The organism is Gymnodinialimonas sp. (genome assembly GCF_059726805.1).
In genome coordinates this window covers 1616522-1638385 of record NZ_AP041059.1, presented here as the reverse complement: position 1 = coordinate 1638385, position 21864 = coordinate 1616522, and the positions used below count along the sequence as shown (strand labels likewise).

The 21864-nt window shown below is 62.9% G+C and carries 22 protein-coding genes; 5 read left to right on the top strand and 17 right to left on the bottom strand.

Annotated elements, in window-relative coordinates; genetic code table 11:
• Nucleotides 1–2 precede the first annotated feature (2 nt).
• Nucleotides 3–770 carry a glutathione S-transferase family protein gene (locus tag AC6I9R_RS08090; protein WP_461425062.1) on the top strand — a complete coding sequence of 256 codons (768 nt, stop codon included), beginning with the start codon at nt 3–5 and terminating at the stop codon, nt 768–770.
• A gap of 84 nt (nt 771–854) precedes the next feature.
• Nucleotides 855–1529, top strand: coding sequence for a GntR family transcriptional regulator (locus AC6I9R_RS08085; protein WP_461425061.1), 675 nt, complete (start codon nt 855–857; stop codon nt 1527–1529).
• A gap of 12 nt (nt 1530–1541) precedes the next feature.
• Here AC6I9R_RS08085 and AC6I9R_RS08080 read toward each other — a convergent pair whose 3' ends face one another.
• From AC6I9R_RS08080 to AC6I9R_RS08055, 6 genes are all read right to left on the bottom strand, one after another.
• Nucleotides 1542–2408: a dioxygenase family protein gene (locus AC6I9R_RS08080; RefSeq protein WP_461425060.1), complete on the bottom strand. Its 867-nt coding sequence runs from the start codon at nt 2406–2408 to the stop codon at nt 1542–1544.
• Between the two features lie 17 nt (nt 2409–2425).
• Nucleotides 2426–3742 carry a TRAP transporter large permease gene (locus AC6I9R_RS08075; protein WP_461425059.1) on the bottom strand — a complete coding sequence of 439 codons (1317 nt, stop codon included), beginning with the start codon at nt 3740–3742 and terminating at the stop codon, nt 2426–2428.
• Entirely contained in the window at nt 3739–4329 is a 591-nt protein-coding gene (locus tag AC6I9R_RS08070; protein ID WP_461425058.1) for a TRAP transporter small permease, read from the bottom strand. The genes AC6I9R_RS08075 and AC6I9R_RS08070 overlap by 4 nt, the downstream gene beginning before the upstream one ends.
• A 3-nt stretch (nt 4330–4332) precedes the next feature.
• Entirely contained in the window at nt 4333–5421 is a 1089-nt protein-coding gene (locus tag AC6I9R_RS08065; RefSeq protein ID WP_461425057.1) for a C4-dicarboxylate TRAP transporter substrate-binding protein, read from the bottom strand.
• 75 nt (nt 5422–5496) lie between these two features.
• Complete coding sequence (locus AC6I9R_RS08060; protein ID WP_461425056.1) at nt 5497–6147, bottom strand: malonic semialdehyde reductase; 651 nt, start codon at nt 6145–6147, stop codon at nt 5497–5499.
• Complete coding sequence (locus AC6I9R_RS08055; RefSeq protein WP_461425055.1) at nt 6144–7013, bottom strand: fumarylacetoacetate hydrolase family protein; 870 nt, start codon at nt 7011–7013, stop codon at nt 6144–6146. The genes AC6I9R_RS08060 and AC6I9R_RS08055 overlap by 4 nt, the downstream gene beginning before the upstream one ends.
• Before the next feature lie 104 nt (nt 7014–7117).
• Between AC6I9R_RS08055 and AC6I9R_RS08050 the strand changes: the two genes are divergently transcribed.
• The 3 genes from AC6I9R_RS08050 to AC6I9R_RS08040 are packed head-to-tail and all read left to right on the top strand — an operon-like array spanning nt 7118 to nt 10241.
• A complete protein-coding gene (locus AC6I9R_RS08050) occupies nt 7118–8398 on the top strand; it encodes a malonyl-CoA decarboxylase (protein ID WP_461425054.1) in 1281 nt (426 codons plus the stop codon).
• On the top strand, nt 8379–9833 hold the full coding sequence (locus AC6I9R_RS08045) for an AMP-binding protein (RefSeq protein ID WP_461426594.1): 1455 nt from the start codon (nt 8379–8381) through the stop codon (nt 9831–9833). Before AC6I9R_RS08050 ends, AC6I9R_RS08045 begins: the two co-directional genes overlap by 20 nt.
• A gap of 12 nt (nt 9834–9845) precedes the next feature.
• Entirely contained in the window at nt 9846–10241 is a 396-nt protein-coding gene (locus tag AC6I9R_RS08040) for a YciI family protein (protein WP_461425053.1), read from the top strand.
• A gap of 103 nt (nt 10242–10344) precedes the next feature.
• Here the strand turns inward: AC6I9R_RS08040 and AC6I9R_RS08035 are convergent, their stop codons facing one another.
• The 11 genes from AC6I9R_RS08035 to AC6I9R_RS07985 form a co-directional block, all read right to left on the bottom strand.
• On the bottom strand, nt 10345–12315 hold the full coding sequence (locus AC6I9R_RS08035; RefSeq protein ID WP_461425052.1) for a thiamine pyrophosphate-binding protein: 1971 nt from the start codon (nt 12313–12315) through the stop codon (nt 10345–10347).
• Nucleotides 12312–13919, bottom strand: coding sequence for a glutamate synthase-related protein (locus tag AC6I9R_RS08030; protein ID WP_461425051.1), 1608 nt, complete (start codon nt 13917–13919; stop codon nt 12312–12314). The genes AC6I9R_RS08035 and AC6I9R_RS08030 overlap by 4 nt, the downstream gene beginning before the upstream one ends.
• A 17-nt stretch (nt 13920–13936) precedes the next feature.
• On the bottom strand, nt 13937–14143 hold the full coding sequence (locus AC6I9R_RS08025) for a hypothetical protein (protein ID WP_461425050.1): 207 nt from the start codon (nt 14141–14143) through the stop codon (nt 13937–13939).
• Entirely contained in the window at nt 14140–14898 is a 759-nt protein-coding gene (locus tag AC6I9R_RS08020) for a hypothetical protein (RefSeq protein ID WP_461425049.1), read from the bottom strand. The genes AC6I9R_RS08025 and AC6I9R_RS08020 overlap by 4 nt, the downstream gene beginning before the upstream one ends.
• On the bottom strand, nt 14895–15944 hold the full coding sequence (locus AC6I9R_RS08015; protein ID WP_461425048.1) for a Rieske 2Fe-2S domain-containing protein: 1050 nt from the start codon (nt 15942–15944) through the stop codon (nt 14895–14897). Before AC6I9R_RS08015 ends, AC6I9R_RS08020 begins: the two co-directional genes overlap by 4 nt.
• Nucleotides 15941–16348 (bottom strand): hypothetical protein, encoded by a 408-nt coding sequence (locus tag AC6I9R_RS08010; protein ID WP_461425047.1) that lies wholly within the window; start codon nt 16346–16348, stop codon nt 15941–15943. The genes AC6I9R_RS08015 and AC6I9R_RS08010 overlap by 4 nt, the downstream gene beginning before the upstream one ends.
• Before the next feature lie 68 nt (nt 16349–16416).
• Entirely contained in the window at nt 16417–17742 is a 1326-nt protein-coding gene (locus tag AC6I9R_RS08005; RefSeq protein ID WP_461425046.1) for an ABC1 kinase family protein, read from the bottom strand.
• A gap of 72 nt (nt 17743–17814) precedes the next feature.
• Nucleotides 17815–18840, bottom strand: coding sequence for a GGDEF domain-containing protein (locus tag AC6I9R_RS08000; protein WP_461425045.1), 1026 nt, complete (start codon nt 18838–18840; stop codon nt 17815–17817).
• Complete coding sequence (locus tag AC6I9R_RS07995) at nt 18837–19424, bottom strand: heme NO-binding domain-containing protein (protein WP_461425044.1); 588 nt, start codon at nt 19422–19424, stop codon at nt 18837–18839. Before AC6I9R_RS07995 ends, AC6I9R_RS08000 begins: the two co-directional genes overlap by 4 nt.
• Before the next feature lie 78 nt (nt 19425–19502).
• The gene (locus AC6I9R_RS07990) at nt 19503–21062 is read right to left on the bottom strand and encodes a trimethylamine methyltransferase family protein (protein ID WP_461425043.1); all 1560 of its coding nucleotides are present in this window, start codon (nt 21060–21062) and stop codon (nt 19503–19505) included.
• Nucleotides 21063–21171: 109 nt separating this feature from the next.
• Nucleotides 21172–21861 (bottom strand): HAD family hydrolase, encoded by a 690-nt coding sequence (locus tag AC6I9R_RS07985; RefSeq protein WP_461426593.1) that lies wholly within the window; start codon nt 21859–21861, stop codon nt 21172–21174.
• Nucleotides 21862–21864: the final 3 nt, after the last annotated feature.

The window sequence follows — 21864 nt, the reverse complement described above, 5'->3', positions numbered from 1 at the left end:
CTATGCTGACGCTTTACCACGCCAACCATTCCACCTGTTCTCAGAAAGTGCGTCTATGTCTGGCCGAAAAGGGGCTGGCCTTTGACAGCAAGCTGATCAATCTCGGCACCAATGAGCATCTGACACCCGAGTATCTGGCGCTGAACCCGAACGGTGTCGTGCCGACCCTGGTCCACGACGGTCACGTCATCCGCGACAGCGGGGTGATCTGCGAATACCTCGAAGAAGTCTTCCCCGACACGCCGCTGATGCCCAGAGATCCCGTGGCCCGCGCCAAGGTGCGCGCCTGGATCCGCTACCTTGATGAAGTGCCCACCAGCGCCGTGCGCGTGCCCTCGTTCAACATGGCGTTCCTGCCCCGCTATGACGGGTTGGACGACGCGGCGTTTCAGGCCGAACAAGCCGACATCCGCCCCCTGCGCAAACACTTCTACGAGAAGATGGGCCGCAAGGGTTTTGACGACACCGAAGTCGCGAATGCGCTGGAACAGTTCCAGGCCGCTGTCACGCGGATGGAGGGGCAGTTGCAGAAAACACTCTGGCTGTCGGGCGAGGCACTGGGGTTGGCGGACTTCATCGCCACGCCACTTTTCGACCGGATGGATGACCTGGCGCTTTCCAACCTGTGGGACGAAGACGCCCCCCATGTCACGGACTGGCTTGCCCGCATCCGCGCACGTCCTGCCTTCAGGGCGGCGTTCTACCCAAAGTCCCGATTGTCGGAGTTTCTGCCCATCGGCTCGCTTCATCGCGAAACCGCGCCGGCCTGAACATCACTGCCGTTTCCTATGAAAAATCGGTTTTCGTTGAATTTCTATCAGATGCAAACTATCTCACGATGAAGGAGTTTTGACATGGATGCCCACCGTTCCCTGACCTCTTTGGCCCATCATCGCATTCGCGAGATGGTCTTGTCGGGCGAGTTGCGTCCCGGCTCTCGCATCCAGATTGATGCGCTGCGCAAGAAGCTGGACATGGGCGCAAGCCCCGTGCGCGAGGCGTTGAGCATTTTGTCGTCGGAACAACTGGTAGTCCGTAATGAACAACGGGGGTTTTGGGCGCCCGAAATCAGCGCCGAGGATTTCGCTGTGCTTCTGGAAACCCGCTGCCGGGTTGAGGCCATTGCCTTCGCCGATGCCATCACCCATGGCGGCCCGGAATGGGAAGAGCGGATTGTATTGCTGCAATACCGCCTGAACGCACTGGATCGGACCGAGAAGAATGCAGAATGGGAAATCGCCCACCGCGAATTTCACAAAGCGCTAATCGCGGCTTGCCCGTCATCCTACCTGCTGAATTTCTGCGCGCAGCTCTACGATCTCGCCGTGCGTTACCGTAATGTCGCCAGCAGCGCCGCCTACCCGGTGCGCCAGATTGAGGATGAGCATTCGCTGATCGCCAAGGCGGCCCTCGCGCGCGATACGGACACTGCCGTTGAGCTACTGGTGGATCATTACCGCAAGACCGGCGACTTCTTGTATCAGATGCTTGCCGAGCAGGAAGCGGGCCAGATCAGCGCCGCCGAGTAAGGGCGCCCGCGCTTATGCGGGCGGCAGCACGAAGTCGAAATCGACCTTACTGAAGCTGGCGTCCAGGTTGGCCTTCGCCTCAAAATCATCGGCGAGGGCAGCCCGATCTCCGGGCTTGTATTCCATCACCAGATCGCTGCGCACGCCGAAGACGGCGTCTGCGTCCAGGTAGGGGTCATCGCTGGGGAAGACCTCTGTCACGAGGCTGCGGAACCCCTCCGCCTGCACAATGAAATGCAGATGTGACGGCCGCCAGGCATGCCGCCCCGTGGCATTCAGCAGATCACCCACCGGGCCGTCGGTTGGCACAAGGTAAGGCGCGGGCCGGATCGTGGACAGCGCATAGCGTCCGTCCGCCCCCGTGGTCATGGAGATCCGCAGATTGTACTCGCTTTGGGCGTCGTCCTGATTGGAATAGAGGCCATTGTCGGCGGTCTGCCATAGCTCGATCTGCGCGCCCTCAATTGGCGCGCCGCTTTGGTCCATCACGCGCCCCTCGACCACCACTTGTGGGCCCTCGTTGTCGCCGATCATATCCCCGCCCACAGGCAACGCAGGCGCACCCAGAATGTGGAACGGTCCCAGGACGGACGACGACGTGCACGCATCGGGAGAGTTGATCATATCGACCAGCGACGACAGGCCCAGAACGTCCGAGAACAGCACGAATTCATTGCGCTCGTCATCGGTGATCTCTCCGGCGCGGGTCAGTAATTCCAGGCCCTTGCGCCACTCGGCGTGGGTCAGCCCCACCTCTTTCGTGAAAGCGTGCAGGTGCTTGACGAGGCTGGTCAGAACTTCCTGCAAACGCGGGTCGGTATCGGGACCGGAAAGGCCCAACAGAAGATCAGTCAGAGTGTCAGAAGTGACGTTGCGCATGGAAAAGCCTCCGGCGGCTACGGCAGCAGGGCCGTGGACAGGATTGGGAATTCGATCAGGATGAACAGGACGATCAGCATCACGAAGGCGAAGGGCAAGGCGCCCATGAACACGTCCTTGAGGGTAATATTGGGGTCATTGATCGTGGATTTGATAACGAAACAACTGATCCCAAGGGGCGGCGTCAGCAACCCGATCTCGGCGCCGATGACGACAATGATGCCGAACCACACGAGGGAAACGCCAAGCGGCTCTACAATGGGCAGGAACAACGGCACCACGATCAAGATGATCGATGCGGTGTCCAGAAGCGTGCCGAGAAACAGCATCAGGATCACCAGCATGATCATCACGGCGGTAAACCCAAGCTCGTAGGTTTCCAGGAAATCACCCAGCGCGTTGGGAATGCCCGCGATGCCCAACATGCGGCTGTAGATCGAGGCGGCGGTGATCAGGAACAAGATCGCGGCGGTGATGTGCCCGGTCTCTAGCAGGGCGTTCCAAAAGCCTTTCAGATCCATCTTCCGGCGCACGACGGCATAGATCAGGCCCAGGGCGGCACCGGCAGCCCCTGCCTCTACCGGCGTCAGCCAGCCGGTGTAGATGCCCCCCAAAACCATCGCGACCAATCCGGACAAGGGCAGGCACAAAAGGATGATCTGCCCAGTGCTCAACAGTTTGGAATCGTCGATCTGACCCACGCCCTCGTTGACGACAAAGCTCGGCCGAAAAACCGACATGCCCCAGATCGCCACGATATAGGCAATCGACAGCATGATGCCGGGAATGACGCCCGCCAGAAACATGTGGCCGACGCTGACTTCTGCCACGATGGCGTAGATGATCAGCATGGCGGAGGGTGGGATGATCATGCCCAACACGCTCGACCCGGCGACAACACCCACCGCGAAACGCTTGTTGTAGTTGAGCTTCATCATCTCGGGCACCGCGACCTTGGTGAAGACCGAGGCGCTGGCGATGGAACTGCCAGTGACCGCTGCGAACAGTGCGTTCGCCCCAACCGTGGCCATACCGACCCCGCCCATGATGCGGTGGAAAAGCGTGTTCATCACCCGGTAGACATCCTCGCCCATGCCCGCCTTGGCCACGATCAACCCCATGAAGGTGAACAGCGGAATGGTGGCGAAGGAGTATTCCGTCACGCTATCGCCCACGGCGATTTTCAGCAGCGCGAGGGGCAGCTCAAAACTGTCACGCAGGATCCAGATCGTGACGAAGGAAACGACGCCCAAAGCGATCGGGATATAGACGCCCATGTAGATCATCGCGACCATTGCGATGACCGAGATGCCGCCAATCTCAAACGGGCTCATGCGCCGGACTCTTCAAGGTGCAACCGCTCAGGCCTGCGACGGCCCGAGATGGCCTTGGTCGCGAAGATCAGCGCGCAGAGCGCGGCAGAGAAGGTGATCGCAAGGTGGATCGGCCAGTAGGGCGCCGTGAAGATGCCCGGCGTGCCGAAATAGTTATTCTCGGTCCAGGAGCGGATGAACTCTGGCCACATGGCGTAGGCGATCAGCCCCATGAAGATGCAGGACACCGTGTCGATGACGCGCGCGAAAAACCGCGCGATGGCGGGTCTGCGGTTGGCCAGAACGGCAAGGAAACCGTCGGAGCGGGTCAGGCGGTTGATGCGTACGACATCAGGCAATTGCAGGAAGACGATCATCACCAACAGGAACTGCACCGCCTCGTAGGTGCCCCGAAACGGCGCGTTGAACGCGTTGCGCGCGATCACGTCGGTGTTGATCAGCAGGACAAGGCCCAGCACCACCAGCGTCCCCACCGCGTTGGAGGCCTGCGCCACGCCTGTCATCAGCCGCGCCGCGCCATTCGCCGCGCGCTGCAGGGCAGAGCCCCCGTTTGGGGGCCCCGCGTTTGTTGGATCAAACTCGCTCACGCTTTAGGCTTCCGCGGCCCAGTTGCGCGCGGGCGTCTCGCCGCCAGCGATCAGCTTGTCGATATAGGTGGCCAGCATGCCGCTGCCGTCCTTGCCGTCGGCGTTCAAACCTTCGGCCCATTCCTGGGCGATGTTGGGCATGGCGGCCGCCCAGGCGGCGCGCTCATCTGCGGCAAGATCGACAATCGTGCCGCCCGCTTCCACGAAGGCCGCCTCGCTGGTGGCCGCGCGGCCCATGGCGACTTCGGCCAGGCGGTCACGATAAAGGATCCCAACCTCGCGCAGAACGCCTTGGACGTCCGCGTCCAGCCCATCCCAGAAGCGCTTGTTGACCGTGAGTGTCTTGGAGTTCACCGCCCCCAGATCAGCGCGCAGCATATAGGGCGCAACCTCGGCAATTGCGAAGGTGTTGGCGGCCTCGGGCCACAGCATCCCGCCCTCGGTCACGCCGGTCTGGATCATGTTGTAGAAGTCGGTCAGGCCGCCCCGAACGCCGGTGACGTTGTCAAGGCCCTCCAGATAACGCAGGTTGTAGCCCGCGCCTGCGAACTTCAGGCCGGACATATCGGCAAGAGTTTCAATGGGTTGACTACAGAACATCTGGTAGCTGTCAAGCACCACGCCCGTCGCCAGATAGACCTGATCCTGAGCCTCAAATTCCGCGCGCATGGCGTCAAACTCGATCGCGATCTCATCGACCGAGCGTGCCACGAGCCCGGCATCCGCCGAGATGAACGGCGTCACAGCGGACAATCCTTGGGACGGAAGTGTCGAGGAATGGAAGATCGTTGTGACAACGCCGATGTCGCCCAGGCCCAAACGCATGCCCTCCAGCACGCCGCGCGGGCGCACGATGGAGCCGCCATAGCTTTCCTGGAAGTCCATCGCTTCCAAGCCCATCTCGGTCAGGCGGCGGTTCACTTCGGGCAGGTAGAAATTGGACAATTCCTGCACCCACATGGCGCGGTCCGGATAGCCGTCGATCACCGTCACGGTGCGGCCCTGGGCCAAGGCGGGCAGGCCAAAATTCGCCGCAGTGGCTGCCGCAGCGGTTCCGGCCAGCATCGAGCGGCGGTTGAGTTTCATGGTCATGGATTATCCTCCCAATCCAGAATGTCGGGCACGTTGGCCCCTGTATTTGACGCTCTCCCGGGCGCCTGTTTCATGTCACAGAAAGCTGCACGCCTCCTCGAACGGCAGCCTTGGTAGTTTGGGGAAAATCGCGGTCTCATCCGCGTATCCCAGGTTCAGCAAGAAGTTTGACCGCATCGTCGTGCCCGCTAGGATCGTCTCGTCCACGACCTTGTTGTCAAAGCCCGAGATCGGCCCACAATCCAGCCCCATCGCCCGGGCCGCCATCATCATATACGCCCCTTGCAGCGTGGCATTCCGGGCAGCCGTGTCATTGATGTAGGCGTCTTTCCCGCGAAACATCGGCTTGCGATCTTCATGGGGGAAAAGGTAATCAAGCCGCTCCCAAAACGTCATCTCATCGGCAATGATCACGGTGACCGGCGCGCTCAGCACCTTTTCCACGTTCTTGGGCTTCAGCGCAGGCACCAACTGCTGCCGCCCCTCGTCCGAGGTCACGAAAATGAACCGCGCGGGTGAGGTGTTCATGCTCGTCGCGCCCTGCTTGGTGATGTCGTAGAGGCGGCGCAACTGCGCCTCCGTCACCGGGCGGTCCGTCCACGCGTAGTGCGACCGCGCCTTGGTCAGCATCAACTCAATGCCATCCTCGCCAAGCTCAGAAATCCGCGCCCGCAGGTCGCGGATTTCGGCCTGAGCGGCTTCTTTGGGGTCCACCGCCACGTTCATTCTGCCGCTGCGCCCGTCGTCATGTCGGCCTCGGCCACGATCTCATTGCGGCAAATGCCGATGCCCTCGATCTCGACCTCCACGACGTCACCTGCCTTCATCCAAACCTGCGGTTTGCGCGCGTGGCCAACGCCTGGCGGCGTGCCGAAGGCGATCATATCGCCGGGTTCCAGCGTCATGATCTCGGACACAATCGCGATGGTGCGCGCGACCGTGAAGATCATGTCGGACGTGTTGGAGTTCTGCAGGACGCGCCCGTTCAGGCGCGTTGCAATCGTCAAGCCACTGGCCCCTTCCGGCACCTCGTCGGGCGTCACAACAATCGGCCCCACAGCGCCCGTCCCGTCAAAGTTCTTGCCCGCCGTCCACTGATGCGTCTTGCGTTGATACTCGCGGATCGAGCCGTCGTTGAAGGTTGAATAGCCGAAGACATGCTTCAGCGCGTCAGCCTCGGAAATGTGCCGCCCGCCTTTGCCGATGATCACCATCAGTTCGGTCTCATAATCGAATGTGTGGGAGGCCGTGGGCAGCACCATCGGCGCTTCCGCCGGGATCATCGAGGTCGCCGCGCGCATGAACATGGCCGGGTAGTCCGGCACGTCGTAACCGCCTTCACGGGCATGTTCGGCGAAGTTCAACCCAAGGCACACAATCTTGCCCGGGCGCGCCACGGGCAACGCAGGCGTGATCTCGGCCACGTCGACTGAAACGGCACTCTCGGGCAGCGCGGGCATTGCAGCCCCCCCTGCAACAGCCGCGATGATCGCAGTCAAGTCGCCCTCCGCCACGGGCGTCGCGCGCCCGTCAGAGACGGAAAAAACCGATGGCGTCGAGGCCCCCGCTGCGGTGCCGGTCAGAAGCTTCATGGATTCTCCCCCCTCTTGAGCTTGCCAATTTGTCGCAGCGGAAAAACGGGTTGTCAAACAAAAATCGATTTTTTATCAATGACGGGGTTTCCGAGGGGAAAGACATGGCCATAGACACGTCGCTCAAGGGACTTTTGCGCAATCTGATGGGTCCGCGCGGCATGCAGAGGCTGTGGGGCAACACCGCGGACGACGACCCCGTCGGGCTAAGCCACACCCTTCTGACAGCGCGGGGTCAAGCCTCGGGCGTGGCCATTGCCGACCGGGTGTTGAGCTTGATCGAAGCGCTGGATGACGCCGGGATCGCCGCCTATTTCGCAGCGCTTCGCGACGATTTCGAGGTCGATCTGGACGCCGTCCTTGCCGCCGCCGAGCGGGCCCGCGAAGACGGCGCCGCCCTCAAGGCGCTGCAATTGGCCGCCGAGCCGCCCCGCCAGGAGCTCTTCCGCCGCCTGAACGCCGCACCCCGAGGCACAGCGCGTCTCGTCGAGGTCCGCGCGCGCCTTCTGACCGCTCTGCGCACAGACCCAACGCTTGCCCCCATCGACAGTGATCTGCGCCATCTTTTGCGCAGTTGGTTCAACCGCGGCTTCCTCGTCCCGACACGCATCGACTGGCACAGCCCGGCAGATCTTCTGGAGAAGATAATCGCCTACGAGGCCGTCCACGCCATCGACACCTGGGACGCGCTGCGCCAACGCCTGGTCCCTTCGGACCGGCGCTGTTTCGCCTTCTTCCACCCCGCCATGCCTAACGAGCCGCTGATTTTCGTCGAGGTTGCCCTGACCAAGGGTCTGGCAGGCTCCATCCAGGACGTGCTGGCCTCGTCCCGGGATGTGCTTGCGGCGGAAGACACCGACAGCGCGATTTTCTATTCGATATCCAACTGTCAGGCGGGGCTTGCGGGGATTTCCTTCGGCGCTTTCCTGATCAAACAGGTGGCCTCGGACCTTCAGGCCGAGCTGCCAAACCTGCGCACGTTCTCCACCCTCTCGCCCATTCCGGGCTTTGCCGCTTGGGCGAAAACCCATGACATCACCCCCCAAGCTGCCGCTGTTTATCTGGCCGAGGCGAAAGACACCGCCGGGAAACCCCTTGATCCGGTCGCCAAGTTCCACCTCGGCAATGGTGCGGAGTTGCACCGGATCAACAAAGGCGCAGACCTCTCGCCCAAGGGGATCGCACAAAGCCATGGCATGATGGTCAATTACCTATATGAACTCGACCAGGTAGAAGCGCGCCACGAGGCGTTTGCCGCCACGGGCGAGCTGGCCCTATCGCGCGCGGTGCGCCAAGCCCTTGGCCGCCCCCGCCCCTGGATGCAAGACCGCCCCATTGATCAGGCGGATGAAAGACGTGCCGACGATGACCAACCCTCTCTATAACGCCTTCCTCAAGCACCAATCCGACGACGCCGTCTTCCTGGAAGTACCCGGCGGGGACGTGATGACCTACGGCGCGCTCCGCCACGCGATCTCCACGGCGGCAGGCGCCTTGGGCGCGGCAAGTGTAGAACCCGGCGACCGGGTCCTTTGCCAAATCGCCAAATCGCCCGAGGCGTTGATCCTCTACCTCGCCACCGTCGCGGCAGGCGCCGTTTTCGTGCCGCTCAACACGGCCTATACGCCTGCCGAACTGGATTACTTCCTGCAAGACGCCGAACCCGCCCTGTTGGTCCTCGACGACACGACCCAGGCCGCCAAATCGGTGGCGGAGGCGCGGAATGTCCCAACCGCTGCACCCTCGGAATTGGTTCATTCAACCGCGCCGCCCCTTGCTGCCCCCGCCGCGCGAGACACCGGCGATCTGGCGGCAATCCTCTATACCTCCGGCACCACCGGGCGTTCCAAGGGCGCGATGCTGACCCACGGCAACCTGATCTCCAACGCCCAGGCCCTCAAGGTCTGCTGGCGCTTCACCGCCAAGGACGTGCTGCTGCACGCCCTGCCGGTGTTCCACACCCATGGCCTCTTTGTGGCCACAAACATCACGCTGGCGGCCCATGGGCGGATGATCTTCTGCCCGTCCTTCAACCTCGACCAACTGGCCGAGTTGATGCCGCAAGCCACCTCGATCATGGGCGTGCCGACCTTCTACACCCGCATGATTGGCGATGCCCGTTTCGACAGAAAGGCGATGAAACACATGCGCCTGATCATCTCGGGCTCCGCGCCGCTGCTGGCGGAAAGCCACAAGGCGTTCGAGGCGCAAACCGGCCACGCCATCCTGGAACGCTACGGCATGACCGAGACCAACATGATCACCTCCAACCCCTTCGCGGGCGAGCGGCGCGCGGGCACCGTGGGCCACCCCTTGCCCGGCGTGGGCTTGCGGCTTGCCAACCCCGATGACGCGGGCATCGGCAGCATCGAAGTACGCGGCCCCAACGTGACGCCGGGCTACTGGCGCAATGACGAAAAGACGAAAGAAAGTTTCACCGAAGACGGCTGGTTCATCACCGGCGATCTGGGCCAGAAGGACGGCGAGGGGTACGTTTCCATCGTCGGGCGCGAAAAGGACCTGGTGATTTCCGGCGGCTTCAACATCTATCCCAAGGAGGTGGAGGTCGAGATCGACGCCCTGCCCGGCGTCGTCGAAAGCGCCGTCTACGGCGTGGCGCACCCCGATCTGGGCGAGGCTGTGGCCGCCGCCGTGGTGCTGGAGGCGACAGACGCGACGGATGCCGACGCGATCATCGCCGCGCTCTCAGATCGCCTCGCGCGGTTCAAGATCCCCCGCGACGTGCGCCTTCTGGCAGAGTTGCCGCGCAACGCCATGGGCAAGGTGCAAAAAAACGAGCTGCGCAAGACGCATACGTGAAAGGAAATTGACATGAGCGGACCTCCCAAATGGGCCGACTACGGTGAAGCCTCCTACGCGCGGGGGTGCATGGCGATGGAAGTCTTCATCTGCCACACGACGCCGGTGCAACCCGGCCCCCCGCCCGCAGACGTCATGGCCGCGCATCTGGAATACCAAAAGCAGATCGAGGCGGAGGGGAAATTGTTCCTGGCAGGTCCCCTGTCCGATGAGGTCGGCGACGTGATGAGCGGCGGCGGCATGATCGTCTATGTGGCCGAAGACATCGCCGCAGCGCGCACCTTGGCCGACGCCGACCCGATGCACAGCGCTGGCGTTCGCACTTACAAGATACAGGCTTGGCGCCTGAACGAAGGCGCCCCGATGCCGGGTCTCAGATTGTCCACGCGAAGCTTCTCACTGCGATAGGTCCCTGTGGATAAACACGGATAATTGAAAAGCCAGCCCCCCCGGAGGCTGGCTTTTCTGTGGATAACGGCGAACCACTGCCCGTTTTCTGCAATCGGGACTGCTAGACGAGGTCCGCGTCCGTCATTACCTCGACCAAGGCCGGGCCCTCGACGGCAAGCGCCTCAACCAACGCTGCCTCCACGTCCGCGCCACTGGTAACTTTCGCGCCATGTGCCCCGCAGAGCCGGGCGAAGGCCGCGAAGGACGGGTTCACCAGGTTAGTCTCCCACACCTCCCATTCTCCGGCGCGCTGCTCTTTGGAGATCTTGCCAAGCTCGTCGTTGTGAAGAAGCAAATGGGTGATATCCATCCCGTATTTCACCGCCGTCGTCAGCTCCATCGCATATTGCCCAAAGCCGCCGTCGCCCGAGATCGAGATCACCTTGCGCCCCTTCAGATCGTCGATGTCTTGCGTCGCGGCCCACGCGCCCAGAGCCGCCGGAAGCGAGAACCCGATCGATCCCAAATAGCCAGACATCAGCACGCGCTGGCCCTTCGTCTCGAAGTAGCGCCCGAAGGAATAGGTGTTGTTGCCCACGTCCACGGCGATGATCGCATCCTCCGGCGCGACCTTGGAAAGCGCCTCGAAGATCGCCGCAGAATGGACGCCGCGCGCGCCTTCTTCCGCCAGACGGCTGGCCTTCTCGGCGCGCCAGATCTCCCAACGCTCGGCCAACTCGCCGACCTGGTCCTCCGCGTCCGCCGCCTTGGCCACCCGCGCGCCAATCGCGTCACAAAACGCCCCAATCTCTCCCCAAATCGGGAGTGCGACGGGGTGGAACTTGCCCAGTTGCATCCGCTCGAAATCGACCTGGATGATCGGCTTGCTCGGCTCGATGCCTGTGTGGTTCGAAAATGACGTTCCGAGCGACAGGATCAGATCCGCCTCGTTCATGAACCAGCTGGCAATCGGCGTGCCCGACCGCCCCAACACCCCCGCCGCCAGCGGGTGGCTGTCTGGGATCAGGCCCTTGCCCTTGAACGTCGTCACCACCGGCGCGCCAAGCGCCTCGGCCAATTCAATGATCTGCCCACGTGCCTCCCATGCGCCATGCCCAATGACAATCATCGGGCGTTTCGCGCCGTTCAGCATCGCCAAAGCGGCATCAACATCGGCGTCTGACGGCTTCACCACCGCGCCGCCCATGCGCCCCTCGGGCGTGGCGGCCGGGGCGTCGCTCGGCAGGGTTTGCACGTCATCAGGGAAGACGAGGTGGGACACGTCCCGCTCGATCAACGCGTTTTTCACCGCTAGCGAGACCAGTTCCGTATGCTTCGATGTGCTGAGAACCGGCTGCGAAAACCGACTGACGGCCTGAAAAGCGGACGCCAAATCAATGTCTTGGAAGGCCCCTGGCCCAAATACCTGGGTCTGAACCTGCCCCGTGAGGGCCAGGACCGGCGCGCGGTCCACCTTCGCGTCCCACATGCCCGTCAGAAGGTTCGTGGCCCCGGGTCCGGCAATCGTCAGGCAGGCCGCGGGCCGACTCGTCAGCTTCCCGTAAGCCGAGGCCGCGAAGGCCGCCGCGCCCTCGTGCCGGATGCCGTAGTAGCGCATTTCACCGTCCGCCACGCGCCTGCGGATCGCATCGGACAGTCCCAGATTCGAATGCCCCACCATCCCGAACACGCTTTGAATGCCCCAATTTACCATCGTCTCGGCCATGGCGTCCGTCACCGTGCGCTCATGGTCAGGCTGCTTCTCAAGCCCCACAAAGACCGCCCCATCACGCACCTCGACGGCATAGGTCTTCTGCCCCGTATCCTCGTGCCCGCCGGGAGGTGCGCCGGTCAGCGGGTCAAAATCCCACCCATGCCAAGGGCAACGGATCCAGCATTGCCCCTCCACTCCGCGCTCGATCGAGCCCTCACCGAGCGGTCCACCCTGGTGCGGGCACCGGTTGTCCATCGCGGCCCATTGGCCATCGAAATGCGACAGACAGATCGAGGTCGTCCCCGCCGTCACCGTCTTCACACGCCCCTCGGGCAGGTCGGCCGCATCGGCGACCTTGATCCAATCCAGATCGCTCATGCGACACCTCCAAACGCGACGCCCGAGATCTCGGACATCTCCTTTTTCCATGTGGTCAGGTCGCCCGGCTCGAATTTCGACAGATGATCATGGCCGCACGCCCGCGCCATCACCTGCATCAACTCGGTCGAGGCCTCGAAGAAATTCGCCAGACGTCGCGCTGACTTCTCGACGATCAACCGGTTGACAAGATGAGGTTTTTGGCTCGCGATCCCCACGGGGCAATTGTTGGTATGGCATGCCCGCATCGCCAGGCAGCCAATCGCCTGCATCGCCGAGTTTGACACCGCAATCGCGTCCGCGCCCATGGCCAGCGCCTTGATGAAATCGGGCGCCGTGCGCAGCCCGCCGGTGATCACCAGCGACACTTCCGGGCGCGTTTTGTCCAGATGCCGCCGTGCCCGAGCCAGCGCCGGGATCGTCGGCACCGAGATATTGTCGCGGAACAGGGTCGGCGCTGCCCCCGTGCCACCGCCGCGCCCGTCGAGGATGATGTAATCCACCCCAACCTCCAGCGCCGCGTCGATGTCCTTCTCGATATGCTGCGCGCTCAGCTTGTAGCCGATGGGAATGCCGCCCGTGCGGTCGCGCACTTCATCGGCGAAGTCCTTGATCTGCGCGGGGTCCGTCCAATCCGGGAAGCGGGGCGGCGAAATCGCGGACTCCCCCTCGTCCAAGCCACGAACCTCGGCGATCTTGCCGGTCACCTTGTGGCCCGGCAAATGCCCCCCCGTCCCCGTCTTGGCGCCCTGACCGCCTTTGAAGTGGAATGCCTGAACCTTTGCCAGTTTCTCCCATTCAAACCCGAACCGGCCCGAGGCCAGCTCGTAGAAATACCGCGAGTTCGCCGCCTGTTCCTCGGGCAACATGCCGCCCTCGCCCGAGCAAATTCCGGTGCCAGCCATCTCTGCCCCTTGGGCCAACGCGACCTTCGCGGGCTCTGACAGCGCGCCGTAGGACATGTCGGACACGAACAGAGGGATCTCCAGCCGCAGGGGTTTTTGCGCATTCGGCCCGATGACCACATCGGTGCCGACGGGCTCTTCCTCCAACATCGGGGCCTTGTGAAGCTGTGCGGTGAGGATCTGGATGTCGTCCCAATCGGGCAATTGCCCGCGCGGCACGCCCATCGCGTCGACCTGCCCGTGGTGCCCCGTGCGCTTCAGCCCGCCCTTGGCATAGGTTTGGATGACGCCCGCATAGGGCTCTTCATCCACCCCGTGCGACGTATCCGCGTAAAGCCCAAGGTAGGCATCGCGATTGAACGGCTGCGGGTTGGCGTGGCCCCAAGCGGCGATCTCCTCTTCTTCTACAAGAATATCATCGCCCACCACACTGCACTCAAACTTCGGCAGCACCTCTTCATTGGCATATTCCGAAACCCCTGAATCCAAACGGTAATCCCAATCATGGACGCCGCAGATCAGGTTCATGCCGCGCACGAACCCGTCCGACATCAACGCCCCGCGATGCAAGCACCGCCCGTAGAAAACGCTCACCTCGTCGTCCCACCGCACCACGACCAAATCCACGTCGGCCACCAATGCATAGGCGGGCTCCCGGTCTTTCAGGGTCTTGAGGTCGGCGACTTTGATCTGTGGCATGTGGGCTCCAGTCTTGGTTAATGGTCTTCCGGGTTCATCCAGGCCTCGATCCGGCCCATGATGCTTTGCGCGACCGAGAACAGAAGGATCGCGCCGGTCAATAGGATCACGTAGCGATATTCGAACAGCGGCGTGCCGCGCAGGGTGTTCAGCTCCAGCCATCCCCAGTAGGACAGGCCGCCGGCGGCGCACATCACCGCGATTTGGACGATGCGCAGGATCATGGGGCCAGTCCCACGGTGGTTTCATCGATCAGGAAAACGTTCATGCCGCCGCGCCGCTCCACCCGCCCCTCGGCCTCGATAAGAAGCGCGGTGTAATTGAGCATGCTGTCTGGCATCGGGTTGCCATCGGCATCGGCGACCAGGAAAAACTCGCTGCCGCCGACGGTATCGGTGGCGACGAAAACAGGCGGCAGCCCGCCCAAAATGCACAGGTTGGCGCAGGCCCGGTGGGCCAGGCCCGTGCCCGGGCGCATCGCGCCCGCCAGGCAATTGCCATCGCAAATCTCTCCGGTCAGCTGCCAACGTCCGAGGTCCTCCGCTTCCGGAACCGTGCCCGTCGCGTCATCCGCGACCATCAATCCGTTCTGCCCGCCGCGCAGAATAATCCCGTTCAACTCACCCCGGTTCAACCGAGCGCCACTGACGCGCACGATCTGCCCATCGAGCGGATCCGCCCGCCCCTGAGCGCCGTTCTTTCCCTGCCCCATCAACAGCACGGTCGTCCCAGGCTCAAACTGATCACTCTCCAAAACATGCAGGATCGGATAAGGCTGCGTTTGCAGCACGCCCAAAGCCTCCACGCGCCCCATGCGCCCCCCCGCGCCCGGGTCATCCTGGGTGGCAGCGACCACGTAAGCGATTGAAAAAGAGGCCACAAAAGCAATGACTGCCACGGCCAACAAGAACGGCCAAAGCCTGCGATCAGGCGTCGCCCAACCGATGAAAAACGGCGTGTCGTCGCGATCCGCGCTCATGCTCCAGCCTCCAGTTCCGCAACGACCAACGGCTCGACCGGCGTACCGGGCGGGTTGGCTTTGCGGTTCAGCATCACCTGACCATCCTGCAATTGAAGCTGATACGTCGGGATTTTCTCGGTAAAGGGCGCGGGCGCACAGCCGTCGTTCATGCGGTATTGGAACCCGTGCCAGGGACAGGTCACGCAGCCATCAAGGATCCGCCCCTCGCCCAAGGGCCCGTTCTGGTGCGCACAAGCGTTGGAGATGGCCGAGAACTTGTTGCCCTCATACCGGAAGATCGCCGCTCGTTCCTTCGGGCCGAGTTGCACGATCCTCGCGCGATCCTCGGCGATGTTGCCCGGTGCGCAGACGGCCACCCACTCCGCGCTTGTCGTGCGGTGCCGGTCGATCTGCCAAGCGGCCATATGAACACCCACAACGCCCAAAGCTGCGACCATGAACAGCATTGCGAAGGCCGGGTTTTCGGTGCCCTGCAGATACCCCAGCGCCACATGGGCCACGATCACGCCGTAGGCCAAATAGATCAACAAATGCAGGCGCTTCCACAGTGGCGCGCCCAGGAAAGACAGCCAAAAATCGTGACTGGTGGCTGCCAGGATCAGCAAGATGAGGAACCCCAGAATGCCCAAGGCCTCGATGGGAAACCCGAGGATCTGACCGAACGCGGTGTTAGACGACAGCAGCGCCTCCATCCGGTCGATCTGGGTGAAGTTGAAGTACCACCCGTAGACATAGGTGGCGTGGGTCCACGCCACGGCGGCGGTCAGCACGCCGAAATGGCGCCGGTTATAGAGCAGCGGCAGAAACCGCGCGTCCATCCGCGCCAAGGGGCCGATACACAGGATCGCGCTCAGCATGAAGAACGCCGCCGTCCCAAAAGCGCGCATCCGCAGGATCGCCCCGTCGATCGGGCGCGAGACATCGGCGCGATCCGCGCCAAACTGCAAGAAAGCCGTGATGTAGAGGGCGACAATGCCCAGCAGGACTGCGTCATAGACCCATTTGTTCGGGTTCCACTGGACGGGGACGTATTTGACGCTCATTCCGGCGCCTCCAACAGCACCGCCGGGGCCTCAAGCGGCCCGTCTTGCCGTAAGATCATCGCGCCCGTGATGATCACGAAGACCGCCACGCCCATGGCACCGGCCAAGCGCGGTTGCCAGGTCAGTGGCGGGCGAAACCGGGCCGCGCCCATGTCGCCGCCGCGTTCCAAATGCCACCAGCGCCAGAGCACAAGGGGCCAGATCAACAGGACTCCAGGGATCAGAAAAGGGCGGAACACCCAAACGCCGCGGGCGTTTTCATCAATCCGGTCAATGCCCACGCCCAAGAACGCAAGGGCCGACACCGCGCCGAGCCCAAGATACACCTGAGCCAGCCAAATCAGATCTGCCGCCATGCCGCCCCCGCCGTGATCCGCGCCACTCCTCGGTGACGCGCTTGCCATGGACTAGAACAGATCAATTGGCGTTCGGCTAATCAACTTTTTCGCCAAGGCTGTGGTGCAGGTGTTGCCTAGGAGGCAAAGGACCGCGCGATAGCGGGCAGATCGACCCGCGCGCCCAGGCGGGTAGCCAGCAAATACAGGCCACCGATCTTGCGCTGCAAAAACAACGTGTCCGCCGGGGGAATATGCCAAAGCTCGCGCTCCTGTCCGATCACTTGCCCCCGTCGCCGCAGCTGATCTGCCAGGGTCGAGGTCGCGAAATCGAACGGCTCAGGCCCGCGCAATGCGCTGAAGCCAAGCTCTGCCATGTCGAGGATGGCCTCGCGATGCGCGGGGCTGAGGCCCGGCTTGATGAAGCCGATGGCCGCAAGCTCTGTCATGATGTCGTCGCGCATCCCGTCCAGACCCGCGCGCAAAAGGCGGCGGTGCCCCTCCGCCAGGTCCTGAGGGATGTCGCGCGCGGCCCCGAAATCGAGCAGCACAATCTGCTCGGTCTCGGCCCGCCATTGGTAATTGGCGAAATTGGGGTCGGTCTGCATGACACGGAAATCGAACAATTCCCGCATGCACAGCTCAATCAGCGCGCTCGCGGCGCGATCCCGCACCGCCGGGGCCACCTCGGCCAGCGCTTCGATCGGGGCAGACGGCTCGAAACTCATGGCCAGCGCGTCGCGCGTCGACAGGTCGGGGCGATGGCGCGGGACGATGAACCTGGGATCGTCCGCCAAAAGGTCCGAAAACCGCTGCAAAAAGCGGCCTTCGCGGGCGTAATCGGCCTCTTCATGGAGCTGGCTGCGGGCCTCTTTCATCAAGGGCGCGATGTCCAACTCGCGGGGCCACATGCCGGTCCAGCGGATCAGGGCGGCGGCATTATCAAGATCGCTGTCAATCGAGTCGCGCACGCCCGGATACTGCAGCTTCAACGCCAACCGCATCCCATCCGCCGCCGTGGCGCGATGGACCTGGCCAATCGAGGCCGCCGCCAGGGGCTGTGGGTTGAAGCTTTTGAACTTAAGGCGAAATTCGTCGCCGTAGACCGCCGTGAGAACGCCTTTGAGTTGCTTGGGCGGCATCGCATCGGCCTCGGACCGCAGGCGGGCAAGGATGCCCGCCAACTCCGGGAGCAGAACGTCTTCACTTTCCATCGACAGAAGCTGGCCCAGTTTCATCGTGGCGCCGCGCATCTCTGACAGACGCTCGGTGATGCGGGTGATGTTGCTGGGGGTCAGAAGCAGCGCTGCCATATCCGCGCGCTCTCCGCGCAAGGCGGCCGTCGCCCGGCCCACCGCCGCGCGGCCCACGAGGCCGGACGCGAGGCCACCCATACGCGCAAAGCGCGCCATCCGGCCCGTGGGGACGGCGCTGGGACGTAACGGGGAGGTCTGGTCAGGCATGGCAATCCGGGTTTCTATCTGGGTCAGCTAGTCAGCTAGCCCGCCCGACGCCCAAGCAAAGGGAGACCCGCCCTATGCGCGCTGTGCCATCCCCCCATCATGGGCCAGGGCAAACCGCCCGCGTCCCGCATTCTTTGCCTCGTAAAGCGCGCCATCGACGTCGGACAAGACCCGCTCAACCGAAGGGCGCGCTAAGTATTGAGTGGTGGAAACGACCCCGATACTGGCAGAAACCCTGCATTCGATATTCTCGAACCTGACCGGCTCTTCAATCCGCTCGATCAGACGGGTGGCAATGCGGCCCGCAACCTCGGGTGTCAATGCCGGGCGCAGGATGATCAGAAATTCATCACCGCCGACCCGTGCCGGGAAATCATTGCGCCTCAACTCGCCCCCCAGAATGCGGCCCACTTGCACGAGCACCGCATCACCTGCGGCATGACCATAGGTGTCGTTGACGAACTTGAAATGGTCGAGGTCCATGTTGAGTAGCGAGAATTCGTGCCCCCGGTCCACCAACAGATGTTTCAGCTCATCATCCAGAGCCCTGCGGTTGTTCAGCCCCGTCAGAACATCCGTGCGCGCCTGGTGGCTGGCGGCGGCGTGGGCAGCCTGCAGGCGTTCGGACAGGTGGCGTGACAGCCCCGCCGTCGAGGAATTGGCCTCGTGCAGGTATAGCAGCTCAATCGTTTGATCGCAGGGCGAAAAGTCATGGAGCGTGAGGGAAAAATCCCTGACCGCACGCGCGAACGAAAGGCCCAGTGAGATGTCGAGGATCATCCCGTCCATCCCGGGCAACGGCACCAAGACCGCCCGCAACGGCAGATGATCTGCCGTTGCGGGCACCAGTGACAATCGACGTCCAGCCTGGGCGGTCATGCCCGCAAAATCCTTGATCCCTGCCGGGCGGCGCAATTCGAAGACATCCAGCAGTGATTTGCCGACCACGTTGGATCCGCCCAACATCTTCAGGCTCGTCGGCCCCGCGTGGCGAATTTGCCCCGCCACATCCAGCGCTATATGCATGGGCATCAATACATCAAGGACCGCAAATGGCAGGTTCAGCCCCCCCGCGTAGCCCTGGCTTTGAATGTTCATTGGATTGCCTCCGCCAAGACGAACGCGCGCCCTTCGGTGTGGTGCGAGTCGTGGATCTCCATCCGAAGGGTGTCGAATTCACCTTCCGGCGCTTCCAGGCTCAAAAACGCCAGCGCGCCGTAATCATCTGCCATCGCGCGCAACGCGCCCAGAAGGATCGCCCCCACGCCCGGCAGTTTCCACCGCGCGCGCAGCTCAAACACCTTGGTATCGACCTGGCTTACGATGATTTCCGGCAGCTCAATGTCGGGAATGGCCATGCGCCCCCGATCAGCCAATTCGTCCAGAGACAGCACGAACTCGGTAAAACTGGCACCGCCAAACCGCAGCAAGCGGCGCAAGGGGTCAAGCGGCGGGTGGGTGATCAGAAAAGTGCCCAGATCTTCCAGAACCGAGGCTTCATCCTGGTTCATCGTCTGGGCCACCGCCTTGAAACAGGACAGGGTCAGCACGTCTTTGTAGTGAAGCATCGCCTCAAATTCATCGATGCGTAGGTCTGCGATGTTGCGCACTTCTGCCCAGACGTCTTTCCCGTAGGTTTCAACGATGAAACCTTGAAGCGCGCGATTTATCATCCCGTGCATGTCTCGTCCGCTTCCTCTCGCAGTGTGGTGCAAGGGGGACGCTAGCGCACAGAGGTAAACAAAAGATGTGCGGTGATCTCAGAAATCCGTTGGCGCTCCGCCCTCGGATTTGCGCCGGGCCACAAAATCCGCCAGCTCCTCCTTGATCGCGATATCCATGGGCGGGGCTTCGAACTCCCCTAGGATTTCCTTGTAGGTCTTGTGCGCGCGCTCCGCCGTCCAGACCGCGCCATCCAAGCGCCAGGCCTCAAAATTACGCCAATCCGACAGGAACGGGCCGTAAAACGCCTCCTGATAGCGGTCCTGGGTGTGCTGACAGCCGAAGTAATGCCCGCCCGGCCCCACTTCCTTGATGGCGTCAAAGGCAAGATCATCCTCTTCGACGCTCAGGATCTGCGGCTCAAAATACCGCTGGATGTGCTGCAAAACCTCGCAATCCATGACGAATTTCTCGGGCGAGGCGATCAGCCCACCCTCCAGCCATCCCGCCGCGTGGTAGACCATGTTCGCGCCCGATTGCACGGCGGACCACAGCGAATTGGACGTCTCCCACATCGCTTGCCCGTCCGGCACATTGGCCGCGCAGACGCCGCTGGCGCGCATCGGCAAGCCATAGAAGCGCGCCATCTGGCCGGTCATTTGCGTCGCGCGCATGTATTCCGGCGTGCCAAACGCGGGCGCGCCGGATTTCATATCGACGTTGGAGGTAAATGTGCCAATCGCCACCGGGCATCCCGGCGCAATCCATTGCAGCAGCGCAATCGCGGCCAGCCCTTCGGCCAAGGAAAGCGAGACCGCACCCGACAGCGTCACCGGCGCCATCGCCCCGGCCAGCGTGAACGGCGTCACGACCACGGGCTGCCCGCGCCGCGCCAGACGCATCGCGCCGTCGAGCATCGGGAAATCGTGCTTGAGCGGCGAAACCGAGTTGATGTTGGTATACATCCGCGGGCTTTCATCGAACTCCGCATCGGTCAGACCACCGGCGATCCGCACCATCTCCATCACATCTTCGACGCGTTCGCGGCCCAGGGAATAGGCATGGGCGACCTTGTCGGTGAGGGTCAGCTTTTCATAAAGGCAGTCCAGATGGCGAACACTAGCATGAACGTCAATCGGCTCCGCCGGATAGCCGCCGGCGAAGTGGATGCAGTTGAAATACTGGGTCAGCTTGATGAATTCGACATAGGTCTCCATGTCACCGGGGCGTTTGCCCCGCTCCATGTCCCAGGCGTTGGGCGGGCTGGAGACGTTGCCAAAGAGCATATAGTCGCCGCCCATGATCAACTTGCGGTCCGGGTTGCGCGGGGTGATCGTGAAGGTCGCGGGCGCGCGGGCGACCATCTCTTCGACAAACTCAGGGTCGAAGAAAACGTTCTGCCCCTCCACCTTGCAGCCCGCCTCGCGCAGGTATCCCAGAGCTTCGTCGTTGAGGAACTCGATCCCGATCTCCGACAGGATCCGCATCGCGCCCTTGTGCAGCGCGGCCACGCCCTCGGGCGACAGCGGCTCGGTCGGACGGTCGTTGTTGCGGGGCAGGCGCCAGGGCTGCTGGTCGATCACATGGGCCGCGGCGCGCGCGACACCAGCGGCGCGGCCTCCGGCTCGGCGGCGGCGATTTGGACTGGCTTCAGTCATGGGGTGGCCTTCACGACAGGGTTATTCTGGACCCTGACCATCACCCAGCCCGCCCGCGACGCGTTGGCGGATTGCGACGAAGAGGCGTCGTATTTGACCCATCACCCCATCAACCCTGGTCGAGCCATCGTCCCAGCGCGGCAATGTCGGGCAAGACGGCGTCCGCATGGGGCGCCAGATCTTCGGCCGTCGCCACGCCCGTCAGAACCGCCACGCAAGTGAAGCCCGCCGCGCGGCCTGCCTCCATGTCATGGGTGCTGTCGCCCACCATCACCAGGGCGTCGGGCGCGATCCCGGTCGTCTGAGCAAAGGCCAGGCACATACCCGGGTCGGGCTTGGCCCCGAACCCGCTGTCAAACCCGCAGATAAGATCAAACAGGTCCAGGGCATCCTGGGACGCCAGATGCGCCTTGGCCGAAACCTCTGCGTCATTGGTGGCCACCCCCAGCTTCAAGCCCCGGTCGCGCAGCCCCATCAGCGTGGGGCGCAGGGGCACGGCGGGGGTCAGCGGCGTTTTCGACGCTTCTTCTACCAGGAAATCATGGATGTCGCTCAGGCGGCGGCCCGGCAATTGCGCGGCAATCGCCTCGGACATGTGGTGGGCCGGGCCCGCGATCACGAAGCTATCGGGGCGAAACTTGCGCGTTTGCAGATCATACGCCAACGCATCCGCAAGCCTTTGTCCCACCCCTGCGTCGCCGCCCGACAACGCGTCGATCATCCGGTGCGCCCAGGCACCCCAGGTCTTCTGGAAATCGAACAGCACGCCGTCCTTGTCGAACACGATCCCCTTTATCATCGC

What these genes read in the sequence shown, in the direction of transcription:
- AC6I9R_RS08090 (WP_461425062.1), top strand. Translation starts at nt 3, where the DNA reads ATGCTGACGCTTTACCACGCCAACCATTCCACCTGTTCTCAGAAAGTG.
- AC6I9R_RS08085 (WP_461425061.1), top strand. Translation starts at nt 855, where the DNA reads ATGGATGCCCACCGTTCCCTGACCTCTTTGGCCCATCATCGCATTCGC.
- AC6I9R_RS08080 (WP_461425060.1), bottom strand. Translation starts at nt 2,408, where the DNA reads ATGCGCAACGTCACTTCTGACACTCTGACTGATCTTCTGTTGGGCCTT.
- AC6I9R_RS08075 (WP_461425059.1), bottom strand. Translation starts at nt 3,742, where the DNA reads ATGAGCCCGTTTGAGATTGGCGGCATCTCGGTCATCGCAATGGTCGCG.
- AC6I9R_RS08065 (WP_461425057.1), bottom strand. Translation starts at nt 5,421, where the DNA reads ATGACCATGAAACTCAACCGCCGCTCGATGCTGGCCGGAACCGCTGCG.
- AC6I9R_RS08060 (WP_461425056.1), bottom strand. Translation starts at nt 6,147, where the DNA reads ATGAACGTGGCGGTGGACCCCAAAGAAGCCGCTCAGGCCGAAATCCGC.
- AC6I9R_RS08055 (WP_461425055.1), bottom strand. Translation starts at nt 7,013, where the DNA reads ATGAAGCTTCTGACCGGCACCGCAGCGGGGGCCTCGACGCCATCGGTT.
- AC6I9R_RS08050 (WP_461425054.1), top strand. Translation starts at nt 7,118, where the DNA reads ATGGCCATAGACACGTCGCTCAAGGGACTTTTGCGCAATCTGATGGGT.
- AC6I9R_RS08045 (WP_461426594.1), top strand. Translation starts at nt 8,379, where the DNA reads ATGACCAACCCTCTCTATAACGCCTTCCTCAAGCACCAATCCGACGAC.
- AC6I9R_RS08040 (WP_461425053.1), top strand. Translation starts at nt 9,846, where the DNA reads ATGAGCGGACCTCCCAAATGGGCCGACTACGGTGAAGCCTCCTACGCG.
- AC6I9R_RS08035 (WP_461425052.1), bottom strand. Translation starts at nt 12,315, where the DNA reads ATGAGCGATCTGGATTGGATCAAGGTCGCCGATGCGGCCGACCTGCCC.
- AC6I9R_RS08030 (WP_461425051.1), bottom strand. Translation starts at nt 13,919, where the DNA reads ATGCCACAGATCAAAGTCGCCGACCTCAAGACCCTGAAAGACCGGGAG.
- AC6I9R_RS08025 (WP_461425050.1), bottom strand. Translation starts at nt 14,143, where the DNA reads ATGATCCTGCGCATCGTCCAAATCGCGGTGATGTGCGCCGCCGGCGGC.
- AC6I9R_RS08020 (WP_461425049.1), bottom strand. Translation starts at nt 14,898, where the DNA reads ATGAGCGCGGATCGCGACGACACGCCGTTTTTCATCGGTTGGGCGACG.
- AC6I9R_RS08015 (WP_461425048.1), bottom strand. Translation starts at nt 15,944, where the DNA reads ATGAGCGTCAAATACGTCCCCGTCCAGTGGAACCCGAACAAATGGGTC.
- AC6I9R_RS08010 (WP_461425047.1), bottom strand. Translation starts at nt 16,348, where the DNA reads ATGGCAAGCGCGTCACCGAGGAGTGGCGCGGATCACGGCGGGGGCGGC.
- AC6I9R_RS08005 (WP_461425046.1), bottom strand. Translation starts at nt 17,742, where the DNA reads ATGCCTGACCAGACCTCCCCGTTACGTCCCAGCGCCGTCCCCACGGGC.
- AC6I9R_RS08000 (WP_461425045.1), bottom strand. Translation starts at nt 18,840, where the DNA reads ATGAACATTCAAAGCCAGGGCTACGCGGGGGGGCTGAACCTGCCATTT.
- AC6I9R_RS07995 (WP_461425044.1), bottom strand. Translation starts at nt 19,424, where the DNA reads ATGCACGGGATGATAAATCGCGCGCTTCAAGGTTTCATCGTTGAAACC.
- AC6I9R_RS07990 (WP_461425043.1), bottom strand. Translation starts at nt 21,062, where the DNA reads ATGACTGAAGCCAGTCCAAATCGCCGCCGCCGAGCCGGAGGCCGCGCC.
- AC6I9R_RS07985 (WP_461426593.1), bottom strand. Translation starts at nt 21,861, where the DNA reads ATGATAAAGGGGATCGTGTTCGACAAGGACGGCGTGCTGTTCGATTTC.